Raw genomic sequence first — 12,734 nt, forward strand, 5'->3', positions numbered from 1 at the left:
TCGGTCCTCTGGTTTTTCCGTATCCCCAACGATACCAAACCCGGCGATGTTGGTCATGATGACGCGCCGGCGCGTCCGCTGGGCGAGATTATCACTCAGCCGCGATTCGTTACTGCGATGGTTTGCGGGGTGGGGTCCTACGCGCTTATGACCTTCATGATGACAGGTGCTCCCCTGGCCATGGTCGGGTGCGGGTTCTCGCCCGAACTCGCCACGCTTGGCATCCAGTGGCACGTCATGGCGATGTTCGCGCCGAGCTTTTTTACCGGCAAGCTGATTGCCCGGTTCGGTCGCGACACCATCACCGCCGCCGGGCTTGTCATTCTGCTGGGGTGCGCGATCGTTGCCCATATGGGGATCGAGCTGTGGAATTTCTGGCTGGCGCTGGTGCTGCTGGGCATCGGCTGGAATTTTGGCTTCATCGGCGCCACCACCATGGTGACGATGACCTACCGGCCGTCGGAGAAAAACAAGGTGCAGGGATTCCACGATGTCACCCTTTTCGGCATCGTCGCCTTCTCGTCGCTGATGTCGGGCAAGGTGCTCAATGCCTGGGGCTGGGATGCGCTCAACAGCCTGTTCTGGCCGGTCGCGGCATTCTGCCTGCTGGTGCTGGGCGCACAGATCCTGTGGGAGCGCCGCCGTTCTTACTGATTAGTCTTTAGGCGGGGAAAAGACCCGGAATCAGGCCCTGCAACGTTGTTTAGGCAAGGTTTCCCGGGCTTATTGGGTCCGGCCGGACAATATCACGGCCTGCACTCTTGACCTTGCCCCGCCTCTGTCGCAATCATCCGCCGCGATGCGGCTGGGTGCCCGGACATGTGGTTCGAGCTTCTTTCGCCGCGGTGTTTCTGGCCGGGGGGAGATCATCTGATTCCGGCCAAATTGGAGGGAAATCAGCATGAACATTCTTTTTGCTGTGATCGCCTGTGGATTGCTTTCCGTTGTTTATGCCATCTGGGCCACCAGCTCGGTAATGGCCGCTGATCAGGGCAACGCACGCATGCAGGAGATCGCTGGCTATATTCGTGAGGGCGCTCAGGCCTACCTGAACCGTCAGTACACTGCCATCGCCATCGTCGGCGCAGTGGTTGTCGTCATAACCTATCTGCTTCTTGGCGCAACCGCGGCAATCGGCTTTCTGATCGGCGCCATACTCTCGGGTGCAGCGGGTTATGTGGGGATGCACGTATCGGTTCGCGCCAATGTGCGCACGGCACAGGCTTCCTCCGTCAATCTTGCCGGCGGCCTCGATATCGCCTTCAAGGCGGGCGCAATCACCGGCATGCTGGTGGCTGGACTCGCGCTTCTGGGTGTGGCGGTCTACTACTACATCCTGACCGGCCCGATGGGGCTGGCTTCCGATAGCCGTCAGGTCATTGACGCGCTGGTAGCGCTTGGTTTCGGCGCATCGCTGATCTCGATCTTCGCACGTCTGGGCGGCGGCATCTTCACCAAGGGCGCAGACGTTGGCGGCGATCTCGTCGGCAAGGTCGAAGCCGGTATCCCCGAAGACGATCCCCGCAACCCGGCGACAATTGCCGACAACGTGGGCGACAATGTCGGCGACTGCGCCGGCATGGCGGCCGACCTGTTTGAAACCTATGCGGTGACCGTGGTCGCCACCATGGTTCTGGGCGCCATCTTCTTTGGCGGCTCGGATATCCTTGGCTCCGCCATGCTCTATCCGCTGGCCATCTGCGGCGCATCGATCATCACCTCGATTGTCGGCACCTTCTTCGTCAAGCTCGGCCAGAACGGCTCGATCATGGGCGCTCTCTACAAGGGTCTCATCGTCACCGGCCTGCTGTCGATCATCGGCCTGGGCGGCGCAACGTCGCTGACCATCGGCTGGGGCGAGATCGCGGTCATCAACGGCATGTCGATCACCGGCATGAACCTGTTCATCTGCGGCGTCGTCGGACTGATTGTCACCGCGCTCATCGTGGTGATCACCGAGTACTACACCGGCACCAACAAGCGTCCGGTCAACTCGATCAGCCAGGCTTCGGTCACCGGGCACGGCACCAACGTGATCCAGGGCCTTGCGATTTCGCTTGAATCGACTGCCTTGCCCGCAATCGTCATCGTTGGCGGCATTATCTCGACCTACCAGCTTGCTGGTCTGTTCGGCACCGGCATCGCGGTCACCGCCATGCTCGGCATCGCCGGCATGATCGTCGCGCTCGACGCATTCGGTCCGGTCACCGACAACGCCGGCGGCATTGCCGAAATGTCGGGTCTTCCACCGGAAGTCCGTCAGGCAACTGACGCACTCGATGCGGTCGGCAACACCACCAAGGCCGTCACCAAGGGCTACGCCATCGGTTCGGCCGGTCTTGGCGCACTGGTGCTGTTTGCGGCTTACTCGAACGATCTTCAGTTCTTCGCCGCCAAGGCGAATGCCGAAGGCTCGACGCTGTATCCTTACTTCAAGGACATGGGCGAGATTTCGTTCGATCTGTCCAATCCCTACGTGGTTGCGGGCCTGATCTTCGGCGGTCTGATCCCCTACCTGTTCGGCGGCATCGCAATGACAGCTGTGGGTCGTGCTGCAGGGTCGATCGTGGAAGAAGTTCGCGCGCAGTTCAAGACGAAGCCGGGCATCATGGCCGGCACCGAAAAGCCAGACTATGGCCGCGCAGTGGACATTCTGACCAAGGCCGCGATCAAGGAAATGATCGTGCCGTCGCTGTTGCCGGTTCTGGCTCCGCTGTTCGTCTATTTCGGCGTTCTGCTGATCTCGGGCTCCAAGGCATCGGCCTTCGCGGCACTTGGCGCTTCGCTTCTGGGCGTGATCGTCAACGGCCTGTTCGTCGCCATCTCGATGACCTCGGGTGGTGGTGCATGGGACAACGCCAAGAAGTCCTTTGAAGACGGTTTCGTCGACAAGGATGGCGTCAGGCACGAGAAGGGGTCCGACGCCCACAAGGCGTCCGTGACCGGTGACACCGTCGGCGATCCTTACAAGGACACCGCTGGTCCGGCCGTCAACCCGGCCATCAAGATCACCAACATCGTGGCCCTGCTGCTGCTGGCGGTGCTGGCGCACTGAACCAGACCGAACTGCAAGACTGCAAACCCCGCGGAGAATGTTTTCCGCGGGGTTTTTTGATGCCATATGCCCGGAACCCGAAGGGCTGGGCCGAAGTGGGGAGGCAAAGGTGCCACCCGTTTGCGCGGCGGTCTTGCCCGAGGGCTGACCGGCATCATGCTCGTTCAATGATACCGTGTTTCCAGAGATGCTCTCATGCTGCCCGGCGCATCGCAACGGGTCTCAGTTAGCGTCAGTTCGGGCACAATGCGTGGTCATGCCAAAGACAACGGCGGATACCATTGGTATCCGCCGGTCAGGATCCGGTTTTGCACAATAAGCCGAAGGCCAGGGTCAGTTGCCGAGAATCGAACGCGCGACCGCGGCACCCGTGCTTTGCGGATCTCCGGCGCCGGAGAGAACCTGGGCGAGGAAGGACTTGTCGACACCGCCGGTGGGCGTGGTCCGCGAAATCATGTCGAACACCCTGCCGTCCTGCAGCGTGTAATTGGCGATCTGCTTGACCGTGCCGTCATCATCGAAATAAACCGCCAGCACCGACTGATCGACCAGTTTCGGTTTCATGAACATGGCGCCGCGAATCCGCTTCTGCGACACATAGTAGAAAACTTCATTGTCGAAAGTCGCGGTCGTTGAAGGGGTGCCCAGCGACAACAGCACCTGCTCGCGGCTCGAGCCGACCGGAGTGAGGTCCAGCGCGGTCTGGTCAACGACGTAGCCCTGATTAAATACTTCGCTGGTTGAACAGCCAGCCAAGGCGATCGATGAGACGACCGCAATTGCAGCGCCGAGACGCAAACTCCGTCCGGTTGCCTTGAAATCTCTTATCGTCAACGACATCTCCCTTTGGCGAGCGTGCTTACCTGCCGCAGCCATTGCGTTTTGCGTTTCATTCGGTAAACCAGCTTCCGCACGGATGCAACACACCAGCCTCTCGCAGTTTCGATGATATCCAACGGCCATTGAAGGCAATTTCATGATCTGGACCCTGTTCAAGAGAAAAAAAGCCAATCGGGCGCTGGTGGAGCAGCAATATGACAGCCTTACCGAAGCTGCCCGGTCTCCTGTGTTCTATGAAGCCATGGATGTGCCTGACACAGTTATGGGGCGTTTCGAGATGATATCGGTTCATTTGTTTCTCTATTTGCGCCGCACAGCATCATCCGGGCCGGCGGCAAAGGGAATTTCACAGGACATTGTCGACGCATTTTTCGAAGATGTCGATTATTCGATCCGCGAGTTGGGCGTCGGCGACCCGAGTGTACCCAAACGAATGAAAAAATTCGCCCGAATGTTCTATGGCCGGGCCAAATCCTATGGCCAGGCGCTTGACGACGGCGACGCCGTCGCCCTGGCAGAGGCGCTTCGGCGCAACATCCACCCCGACCTGCATGAAGCGGTGCCGTCGATGCAGTCGCTGGCGGACTGGATGGCGCGAACCGAAAGGCAGCTTGAGGACGTACCGGAGGAAGCCCTGGCTGCTGGCCGGTTGGCGTTTCCCGCTGTTGATCAATAAAGGTGAGACCATGACGACCTCAGACGACGATGAATTTTCCTATCCGGTCAAGGTCAGCCAGATATCGGCCAACCCGTTGACGGTCAGGATTTCCGCCGATCCGGCCGATCTTGAGCGGCTGAAAACGCAATGGGACTTGGCCGAAGTGCGTTCTTTCAAGGCCGAAGTGGCGCTCGGACGCTGGAAGCGCGATGGCGTGCGGATAAACGGACACGTCAGCGTGTCGATTGTTCAGGACTGCGTTGTTACCCTTGATCCGGTCGAGCAGCAGATTGACGAAGACTTCGAAACCCTATTTCTGCCCGAAAACTCGCGGCTTGCCAAACGGGTGCATGACGGCAGCTCGGAGATGTTCCTCGATCCGGAAGGACCTGATCTGCCCGAGACGTTCACCGGCGATTCGATTGATGTCGGCGCGGTGGCCGCCGAGTTTGCGGCACTGGCGATAGACCCCTATCCGCGCAAACAAGGCGTGGGTTATACAGACCTAATTGAAAGCGATCCTGCTTCGGACAAAAAACCGTCACCTTTTGCGGTTTTGCAGGGTTTGAAGCGTGATGATTCCGCCAGTTAGCTGCGGATGCAGTGACAAAGCAGTTGTGCCCCGTTCGAAAACAGGTATTTTCTGCCCAAAAATCCGGCCTGAAAAGCCGGGGATCGAGGATGGGGCGTGATAAGGATAGCAGTTGATTTGATGGGGGGCGATCACGGCCCCGATGTGGTCGTTTCCGGCGTCGCCAAGGCGTTGGAACGTCACCCCGATATCCGCTTTACCCTGTTTGGTCTTGAAGCAGACTGTGTTGCGGTGCTCGACAAATTTCCTGCGCTTCGCCAGGCGTCGACCTTTATTCCGTGCGAGATCGCGGTGGGCATGGATGACAAGCCCAGCCAGGCGTTGCGTCACGGGCGTTACCGGTCTTCCATGTGGCGCACTATCGAGGCGGTCAAGACCGGTGACGCCGATGTCTGTGTCTCGGCGGGTAACACCGGCGCGCTGATGGCGATGTCGAGGTTTTGCCTTCGCACCATGGCCAATATCGACAGGCCGGCCATTGCGGCGATCTGGCCGACCCTGCGAGGCGAGAGCATCGTGCTGGATGTCGGCGCCACGATCGGCGCGGATGCGCAACAACTGATCGATTTCACCATGATGGGCGCGGCGATGGCGCGGGCGCTGTTCGAGATCGAAAAGCCCACGGTGGGACTTCTCAATATCGGGGTCGAGGAAATCAAGGGCCAGGAGGAAGTCAAGGAGGCAGGCCGCCTGATCCGCGAAGCCGCGATGCCGAGTTTTGACTATTACGGCTTCGTCGAGGGAGATGATTTGGGCAAGGGCACTGTCGATGTTGTCGTGACCGAGGGCTTTGTCGGAAATGTCGCACTGAAAACCGCGGAAGGCACTGCCCGGCAGATCGCCGGCTATTTGCGCGCCGCGATGTCGCGCACCCTGATGGCCCGTATCGGCTATTTCTTTGCCAAGGGCGCGTTTGACCTGCTGCGCGAGAAAATGGATCCAGGCAAGGTCAATGGCGGCGTGTTTCTCGGACTCAATGGAATCGTCATCAAAAGCCATGGCGGCGCGGATGCCGAAGGCTTCGCCGCTGCGGTCGATGTCGGCTATGACATGGTTCGAAATGGCTTGAAGGCCAAGATCGAACATGACCTCAATCTTTATCATACACGCCGGTCAGCGCTTGCCCTTCCGGTCGTGGACAGCTCTTCCAGCTAGGATGTCAGAATGATCCGTTCAGTTGTACGTGGTTTCGGGGCCAGCCTCCCTGAGCGCATCATGAAAAACCGTGATCTCGAGGATATTGTTGATACCAGCGACGACTGGATTGTGCAGCGCACCGGTATTCGTCAGCGCCATATCGCAGGCGAGGGCGAAACAACTGCCTCGCTCGGCGAGATGGCGGCGCGCGCGGCACTTGATCGTGCCAAGATGACCCCGGCCGATATCGATCTCATCATCTGTGCGACCTCGACGGCGGACAACACCTTTCCCGCCACCGCGGTCAACATTCAGAACCGCCTGGGCATGCACCACGGCGCCGCATTTGATGTGCAGGCCGTCTGCTCGGGATTTGTCTTCGCCATGACGACTGCCGACAGCTACATCAAAACCGGGCTTGCCCGCCGGGTGCTCGTGATTGGAGCCGAGACCTTCTCGCGCATTCTCGACTGGACCGACCGGACCACCTGCGTGCTGTTCGGCGATGGCGCCGGCGCGGTTGTGCTCGAGGCCGTTGAAGGCGAGGGGACCACGGCCGACCGCGGCATTCTGACCGCGCATTTGCGCTCCGATGGCGCCCATCGTGAAAAGCTCTATGTTGACGGTGGTCCGTCGACCACAGGCACGGTGGGTCACCTGCGCATGGAAGGGCGGGAAGTCTTCAAACATGCGGTTGGAATGATCACCGATGTGATCGAGGCCGCATACGCCGCCACCGGGTTTGGATCGGCTGACATTGACTGGTTCGTTCCCCATCAGGCAAACAAACGGATCATCGACGCCTCCGCGCGCAAGCTTGGCATTGACGACGCCAAGGTGGTCATCACCGTGGATCATCACGGCAACACCTCCGCCGCATCGATTCCGCTGGCGCTGGCCGAAGCCGCGGCTGATGGCAGGATCAAGCAGGGCGACCTTGTACTGCTCGAGGCCATGGGCGGGGGCTTCACCTGGGGTTCGGTGCTTCTGCGCTGGTGAGCGGCCGGCGGAGGAAACCGTATATTAACCCATTCCCGTGGCATTTTGGTGGTTTTCAGAGCAATACACGAGCAATCGATGGAGTTGCTTGACGTTGAGCGGCATGATCCATAAAGTTGAAACAATTCATTGATGGGCGGCGGGGAAGCTGACCAGTCTGGTTGGGAAATATGAGCGGAAAAACGATCACCAGGGCTGATCTCGCTGAAGCGGTTTTCCGCAAAGTGGGACTGTCAAGAACAGAATCCGCCGAACTTGTTGAAATGGTGATTGACGAAGTGTGCGGCGCGATTGTTCGCGGTGACAGTGTCAAGCTCTCTTCATTCGCAACATTTCAGGTTCGTGAAAAGAAAGAACGGATCGGTCGCAATCCCAAGACTGGCGAAGAAGTGCCGATCAGCCCTCGCCGGGTGATGACCTTCAAGGCGTCCAACGTCCTCAAGAACCGTGTGCTCAAGGGACATCTTGCCCGCAAGGTGAAGAGCAAGCCCAAGCCCTGAACCGGGCTTTTCGATCCGGGCGGCAGGCTTGCCTCCGCGGAAATCAGCGCGAAACACTTTATTCGTTTGTGCCGTACTTGATGTTTTGATCGCAAACCTCTGAAATAGGCCCGTCTTCACGGGCTATGGACGCGATTCGCAAGCCCTTGAACATGGGAGCCAGTTTCGTGTTTCGAACGGGTTGATCCAGAATCGAGACGGGGCGGTGGTCACAGCGTCCCAAAGATGATGCACGGCGTTGAAAAAATCGGAGTGGCACAATGGACAAGAGCCCTGACGCATTCCGGACGATATCGGAAGTGGCGGATGATCTCGACCTGCCGCAACATGTGCTGCGGTTTTGGGAAACCCGGTTCACCCAGATCAAGCCGATGAAGCGGGGCGGCGGCCGGCGCTATTACCGGCCCGACGACATCGACCTGCTCAAGGGCATCCGCAATCTTCTCTACGATCAGGGATACACCATCAAGGGTGTCCAGAAACTGCTGAAGCAAAATGGCAACAAATTCGTCATCGCGGTCGGTGCGGGAGACATGGCGGCCGTGGAAGCGTTGTCGGCGAACATGGTCGAAGACAAGCCCGCGCCAGCCCCGGCAGCAGCGGTCTCCGAGGATGATCAATTGGTGGGCAAGGCGCGGCGGCCAACCACCCGTCGTTTTTTCGGACTTGGCGGCGAGGCTGGAAAATCGGAGCAGGAGCCGTTCGACGGTCAGGCGGATCCAGGCATTGGCGGGCTGTCCCGTGACGACAGGGCCTTGCTTCAGGAAGCGCTCTACGATCTGCTGGAATGCAAGAGGCTGCTCGATCAGGTTCGCTGATCCAGGTCTGGTTTCCTGATCCAGGTCAGGTTCCCGACCCTGAACGCGCGCCAGCTCAGTTCAGCAGCGACAGGCGTACCATGCGAGCTTCCTCGAGGGCTGCCTCGAGATGCGCCTCAACGCCTGAAAGACGTTTCTCGCGCGCCAGCGCCAGTGCCATGTCCAACTGCATCATCACCATCGCAAGGCGATCCAGTTCGTCTTGCGTCTCCAGCGTGACGATTTCCAGGGGGCGGTGGCGCGGTGTCATGAGCGTGCTGTGAACCCCTCGAAATACGAACTGAGATCCTTGCGCGAGAATTGCGTCTCTATTTCCTTCGGCGACATTGAGTCAGGCCCGAACCACGGGAATTTCCGCTCATCGAAGCTCTCGGTGAGGAAATCTATAAATCCCCTGTGCCGCGCGCTTTTGGCGACTTCGGGGTGGGTGGCGAGCCAGATTTCGACACGGAATTCGAAGCCGAGGTCTATGTGTTCGACATCGCCGCCAATGGCGCGGGCGTAGTTTGGCATCAGCCCGATGCCCGCGCCCTTTGCGATTGCCCAATAATGCGCCGAGGAGAAGTTGGTCTTCATCCGCACCATTCGGTCGGCGATTTCGGGGCCGAATATCTTGTCGAGTTCATAGCCGCGAAGCTGATCGGTCTGCTGCTCGACGACGCGGTGATTGACCATGTCGGCGACACTTTTCGGTCGGCCGAATTTCTCGAGATAGCTGGTGCTGGCGAAAGGTTTGAGATGCAGATAGCCCAGCCGCTTGACCGTAAGCTCGGGCCTGTTGGGCTTTTCCAGCTGCACCGAAATATCGGCTTCCATGCGCAGGACATCCACCGAGCGCATGGCGCACTGCAGTTCAATCCGGTTCTGGCCACCGGTTTCGTTGATGTAGTCCACGATGCGCGGCGTCAGCCAGAAACTGCCCAGACCTTCGGTGATGGCGAGACGGATCGGGCCACTGGCTTCGCGTTCGGCCAGGGCCGCGACGCGCCACATGTCCGACACGGAGGCTTCCACATCCCGCGCCGCCAGCACGACCCGCCGTCCTTCATCCGTCAGCCGGGCGCCTTCGGATTCGCGAAACAGCAAAGGGTAGCCGAGCTGGTCTTCCAGCCGGGAGATGGTGCGGCGCGCGGTATTGACGGATAGACCGAGCTCCTCGGCCGCCTTGCGAAAGCTGCACTGCCTCGCGACAGCAAGGAAAACCCGAATGCTGTTCCAGTCAGCGTTGCGCCATCGGTGTTCCATGGGTGGAACTCTCTGTAACATTATTTGCCAAAGTCAAATCGCCGCAACCCGGTTAGGCTTCTGTTCAATCGAAAGAGGCTGCAACCATGTCCGCCACATCACAAGATAGTTTTTTGCCTGCTAATGCAAGCGGGTTGACCGCGGAAGCGGCACTGGAAGCCGAGCGGATGCGCCGGGCAGCGGCGATGGTCACTGTCACAAACCGGCTCGACCGCGCCGATGTGCCCCGGCTTCTCGAAGCCGCCGGCAAGGTGATCGGACGATTGGCACAACCCGAGACGGTGATTCGTGTAGGCGAGAGGAATCCTGACGCCGTTTGGTTGTTCGCGCGCCGCGGCAGGTCGCGACCCGAGGGGTTCATGTCGGCGCTTTTGCTCAATGAACCGGGCCGTTCGGCGTTGTTTGACGGGACACTGAACCTGCTTGATCCGCAGGACGAATACCTCGTCAGCCAGCATGAACGGCCGGCTGCGATCTATGTCTGGGCCAGCTTTACACCGGGTGTGCTGGCGGCGGGGATCAACCGTGTCATGGACCGGTTTGATTCTCCCCATTACATTGAGGCCGATGTGATCTCGACCTCGTTTACCCTCCGCGGCCATCGCGCCATGCTGCGGCGCGGTTTTGAACATGGTGTCTGGCATGACGGCCGGTTTCTGGAAGATTTCTATATGATCCCGCGCCGGCCGAAAACGCTTGCCGAGCGGCTGCCGCGCTATGCCACCCACGATCCGGTATTGCGCCCGACCGGCATCCGCGTGGTCACCGGGTTTGAGGACATGATGCGCGTCGCCGCTGTCCGTTCCGCGGTTTATATCGGCGAACAGGCCTGCCCCTACGACGAGGAGTTCGACGGCAATGACCTGGCAGCAACCCATCTGCTGGCCTTTATAGGCAACGAGCCGGTCGGATGCATGCGGTTGCGGTTCTTTGGTGACTTCGCCAAGCTGGAACGGTTGGCTGTGCGCAAGGAGTATCGCAAATCACGCACAGCCTTTGACCTGGTCCGCGCCAGTGTCACCTTGTGCAGGGAGAAGGGCTTCAGCCGCATCTATGGCCATGCCCGTGAAGACTATCTGCCCTTCTGGCAGCATTTCGGCTTCAAGCTGAAAGAAAACGGGGCGCCGTTTTCCTTCTCCGATCATGTGTTTGTTGAAATGATCGACACCATCAAGCCCTCGCCATCCGCACTTTCTCTCAAGGATGATCCCTACCGTCTCATCCGTCCGGAAGGCGCCTGGCATGTGCCGGGACCGCTTGAATTGTCGGCCAGGCGGCAAGATCCGCTTCACAGACCGCAGGTTTGAGAGGCGGCAACCATGGATTCTTCCGAAGCCACTGCCTATGCTTGGATCATTCGCACTCTGGTGACGTGCCGGGAAGAGGCGGAGCGCCTTGATCTCAAGGATCTGAGCAACCTCATCAACATGGCTGTATTCCAGACGGCGCTCGACTGGGAGGGGAGGGACCCTGCCGATGGCGCCAAGACCAGTCTGGATGCGTTGCTGCGATTAAAAATGAAACTCGCGTTTTCAGAACGGAGCGACAATGTCGTCCTTCTGAACTCGAAAACCGCCGGGGAAGCCTAACGACCAGCGGTTTACCGGGCGGGCGCAAGGGTTGACGCCACCGTTCGCGGCGCGCCCGTCCGGTTTTATTCACCACACCTGACCTGATGCATGTCGCGCTGAACAGTGCAGCGACTTTGCGATTACAACATGCAAGAACAAGGAACTGACACGCGAAATCTGAATCCTATTGAATACGACGTGCGCTAAGCGTCAACCGCGATGTCCGCATCGCTGGCTTCCCCAACCGGTGCTATGTCTGTCAGCAGTGCAAATGCCGCGTTTGTGGTTCCTCTGCTATGATCACCTTGAGCAAGATCATCACCAATAGCGATAGCCATACCTCTGTTCTCGACACGTGCTATCAGACTTGGGCGGATTTCCATCCTGTGGTTCGCGCAGAAGATCTTACAACCCGAGCCACAAGCTCAGATACGCAGTTCAAACATCGATACCCAATCGGGGCTTGTCTGCACTTCTATCAAAACACCAATTCCAAGAAGCAATATCCAACTCTTCTTCAGCTACCTGGAAAACTGGTCCATTTGTTGCTCCTGCTCGCGCGGCTTGTTTGTGCAATGCCATTATCCCAGTGAGTTCGATGGATATGATGTTCACCGATCAGGGGAGGCTAGAATCGTTTCCGCCTTCACGCGAACACGAAATCGCTGGCGTCAATCAGGCCTGCCGAGCCGAAGGCGATGAACTGGCCGCCGCCGTTGAATGACACATAGGCGTCCGCTCCAATGTCGGTGATGGTCAGGTTGGCCATCGAGTTGACCTGGCTGTGATTGGCGAAGTTGAAGGTGTCCACGCCGTTCTCGAACTGCTGGATGAAGTCGTTGCCCGAGCCATTGAGGAAATAGAAGGTGTCGGCCCCCGCACCGCCGATCATCTGGTCGTTGCCGGCCCCGCCGAAAAAACCGTCATTGCCGTCCCCGCCAAAGATCGTGTCATTGCCGGCGCCACCGAACAGCACATCGTTGCCGATGCCGCCTGCCAGCGTGTCATTGGCCGATCCGCCGGTCAGGATATCAACGCCGCCCGCGCCGCCGATCGAGACCTCAGTGGTCAGGCCGCTGGCGCTGATCGTATCGTTGCCACTGCTGCCCGAGGCGCTTTCCATGCCGGCGCCAAGCGTGATGTTGACGCCTGCAGCATCAAGCACGATGGCCTGATCGAAGCCTGCGCCACCAAGGATTGCGGCATCATTGCCGATGACATAGATCTTGTCGTCGCCCGCACCGGCATAGAAGCTGTCAGCCCCTGCACCGCCGAAAAAGACGTCGTCGCCGTTGTTGCCGATTAGGATGTCGTTGCCG

At 59.1% G+C, this 12,734-nt stretch carries 14 protein-coding genes; 10 read left to right on the plus strand and 4 right to left on the minus strand.

The features are described 5' to 3' along the window. Window positions 1-654: MFS transporter (locus tag ABJN75_RS09915; protein WP_348439226.1), on the plus strand; the 654-nt coding region annotated here is incomplete at its 5' end. A gap of 247 nt (window positions 655-901) precedes the next feature. Continuing rightward, window positions 902-3,055: a sodium-translocating pyrophosphatase gene (locus ABJN75_RS09920; RefSeq protein ID WP_348439228.1), complete on the plus strand. Its 2,154-nt coding sequence runs from the start codon at window positions 902-904 to the stop codon at window positions 3,053-3,055. 333 nt (window positions 3,056-3,388) lie between these two features. Here the strand turns inward: ABJN75_RS09920 and ABJN75_RS09925 are convergent, their stop codons facing one another. Next, the gene (locus tag ABJN75_RS09925; protein ID WP_348439252.1) at window positions 3,389-3,853 is read right to left on the minus strand and encodes an outer membrane protein assembly factor BamE; all 465 of its coding nucleotides are present in this window, start codon (window positions 3,851-3,853) and stop codon (window positions 3,389-3,391) included. A 178-nt stretch (window positions 3,854-4,031) separates the two neighbouring features. Here ABJN75_RS09925 and ABJN75_RS09930 point away from each other — a divergent pair, with 178 nt between their 5' ends. The 6 genes from ABJN75_RS09930 (at window position 4,032) to ABJN75_RS09955 (ending at window position 8,599) form a co-directional block, all read left to right on the plus strand. Continuing rightward, a complete protein-coding gene (locus ABJN75_RS09930) occupies window positions 4,032-4,571 on the plus strand; it encodes a ubiquinol-cytochrome C chaperone family protein (protein WP_348439230.1) in 540 nt (179 codons plus the stop codon). Between the two features lie 10 nt (window positions 4,572-4,581). Then, on the plus strand, window positions 4,582-5,145 hold the full coding sequence (locus ABJN75_RS09935; protein WP_348439232.1) for a DUF177 domain-containing protein: 564 nt from the start codon (window positions 4,582-4,584) through the stop codon (window positions 5,143-5,145). Between the two features lie 96 nt (window positions 5,146-5,241). Further along, on the plus strand, window positions 5,242-6,300 hold the full coding sequence (gene plsX, locus ABJN75_RS09940; RefSeq protein WP_348439234.1) for a phosphate acyltransferase PlsX: 1,059 nt from the start codon (window positions 5,242-5,244) through the stop codon (window positions 6,298-6,300). Window positions 6,301-6,309: 9 nt separating this feature from the next. Then, window positions 6,310-7,281 carry a beta-ketoacyl-ACP synthase III gene (locus ABJN75_RS09945; RefSeq protein ID WP_348439236.1) on the plus strand — a complete coding sequence of 324 codons (972 nt, stop codon included), beginning with the start codon at window positions 6,310-6,312 and terminating at the stop codon, window positions 7,279-7,281. A gap of 170 nt (window positions 7,282-7,451) precedes the next feature. Beyond that, window positions 7,452-7,781: an integration host factor subunit alpha gene (locus ABJN75_RS09950; protein ID WP_348439238.1), complete on the plus strand. Its 330-nt coding sequence runs from the start codon at window positions 7,452-7,454 to the stop codon at window positions 7,779-7,781. Window positions 7,782-8,041: 260 nt separating this feature from the next. Next, window positions 8,042-8,599: a MerR family transcriptional regulator gene (locus tag ABJN75_RS09955; RefSeq protein ID WP_348439240.1), complete on the plus strand. Its 558-nt coding sequence runs from the start codon at window positions 8,042-8,044 to the stop codon at window positions 8,597-8,599. A 55-nt stretch (window positions 8,600-8,654) separates the two neighbouring features. On the opposite strand, the gene ABJN75_RS09960 is transcribed toward ABJN75_RS09955, so the two are convergent. Then, window positions 8,655-8,849: a hypothetical protein gene (locus tag ABJN75_RS09960; RefSeq protein ID WP_348439242.1), complete on the minus strand. Its 195-nt coding sequence runs from the start codon at window positions 8,847-8,849 to the stop codon at window positions 8,655-8,657. After that, a complete protein-coding gene (locus ABJN75_RS09965) occupies window positions 8,846-9,844 on the minus strand; it encodes a LysR family transcriptional regulator (RefSeq protein ID WP_348439244.1) in 999 nt (332 codons plus the stop codon). The genes ABJN75_RS09960 and ABJN75_RS09965 overlap by 4 nt, the downstream gene beginning before the upstream one ends. Before the next feature lie 113 nt (window positions 9,845-9,957). Between ABJN75_RS09965 and ABJN75_RS09970 the strand changes: the two genes are divergently transcribed. Both ABJN75_RS09970 and ABJN75_RS09975 read left to right on the plus strand, forming a co-directional pair. After that, a complete protein-coding gene (locus ABJN75_RS09970) occupies window positions 9,958-11,151 on the plus strand; it encodes a GNAT family N-acetyltransferase (RefSeq protein WP_348439246.1) in 1,194 nt (397 codons plus the stop codon). A 12-nt stretch (window positions 11,152-11,163) separates the two neighbouring features. After that, window positions 11,164-11,433 carry a hypothetical protein gene (locus ABJN75_RS09975; protein WP_348439248.1) on the plus strand — a complete coding sequence of 90 codons (270 nt, stop codon included), beginning with the start codon at window positions 11,164-11,166 and terminating at the stop codon, window positions 11,431-11,433. Between the two features lie 628 nt (window positions 11,434-12,061). On the opposite strand, the gene ABJN75_RS09980 is transcribed toward ABJN75_RS09975, so the two are convergent. Next, on the minus strand, window positions 12,062-12,734 hold a 673-nt coding region (locus tag ABJN75_RS09980), incomplete at its 5' end, for a calcium-binding protein (protein WP_348439250.1).

The sequence above is a fragment of the Hoeflea sp. genome (assembly GCF_039975035.1).
Lineage (GTDB): Bacteria > Pseudomonadota > Alphaproteobacteria > Rhizobiales > Rhizobiaceae > Hoeflea.

Excerpts from the sequence above, each read along its gene's own strand:
- ABJN75_RS09920 (WP_348439228.1), top strand. The coding sequence starts at position 902 with ATGAACATTCTTTTTGCTGTGATCGCCTGTGGATTGCTTTCCGTTGTT.
- ABJN75_RS09930 (WP_348439230.1), top strand. The coding sequence starts at position 4,032 with ATGATCTGGACCCTGTTCAAGAGAAAAAAAGCCAATCGGGCGCTGGTG.
- ABJN75_RS09935 (WP_348439232.1), top strand. The coding sequence starts at position 4,582 with ATGACGACCTCAGACGACGATGAATTTTCCTATCCGGTCAAGGTCAGC.
- ABJN75_RS09945 (WP_348439236.1), top strand. The coding sequence starts at position 6,310 with ATGATCCGTTCAGTTGTACGTGGTTTCGGGGCCAGCCTCCCTGAGCGC.
- ABJN75_RS09950 (WP_348439238.1), top strand. The coding sequence starts at position 7,452 with ATGAGCGGAAAAACGATCACCAGGGCTGATCTCGCTGAAGCGGTTTTC.
- ABJN75_RS09955 (WP_348439240.1), top strand. The coding sequence starts at position 8,042 with ATGGACAAGAGCCCTGACGCATTCCGGACGATATCGGAAGTGGCGGAT.
- ABJN75_RS09960 (WP_348439242.1), bottom strand. The coding sequence starts at position 8,849 with ATGACACCGCGCCACCGCCCCCTGGAAATCGTCACGCTGGAGACGCAA.
- ABJN75_RS09965 (WP_348439244.1), bottom strand. The coding sequence starts at position 9,844 with ATGGAACACCGATGGCGCAACGCTGACTGGAACAGCATTCGGGTTTTC.
- ABJN75_RS09975 (WP_348439248.1), top strand. The coding sequence starts at position 11,164 with ATGGATTCTTCCGAAGCCACTGCCTATGCTTGGATCATTCGCACTCTG.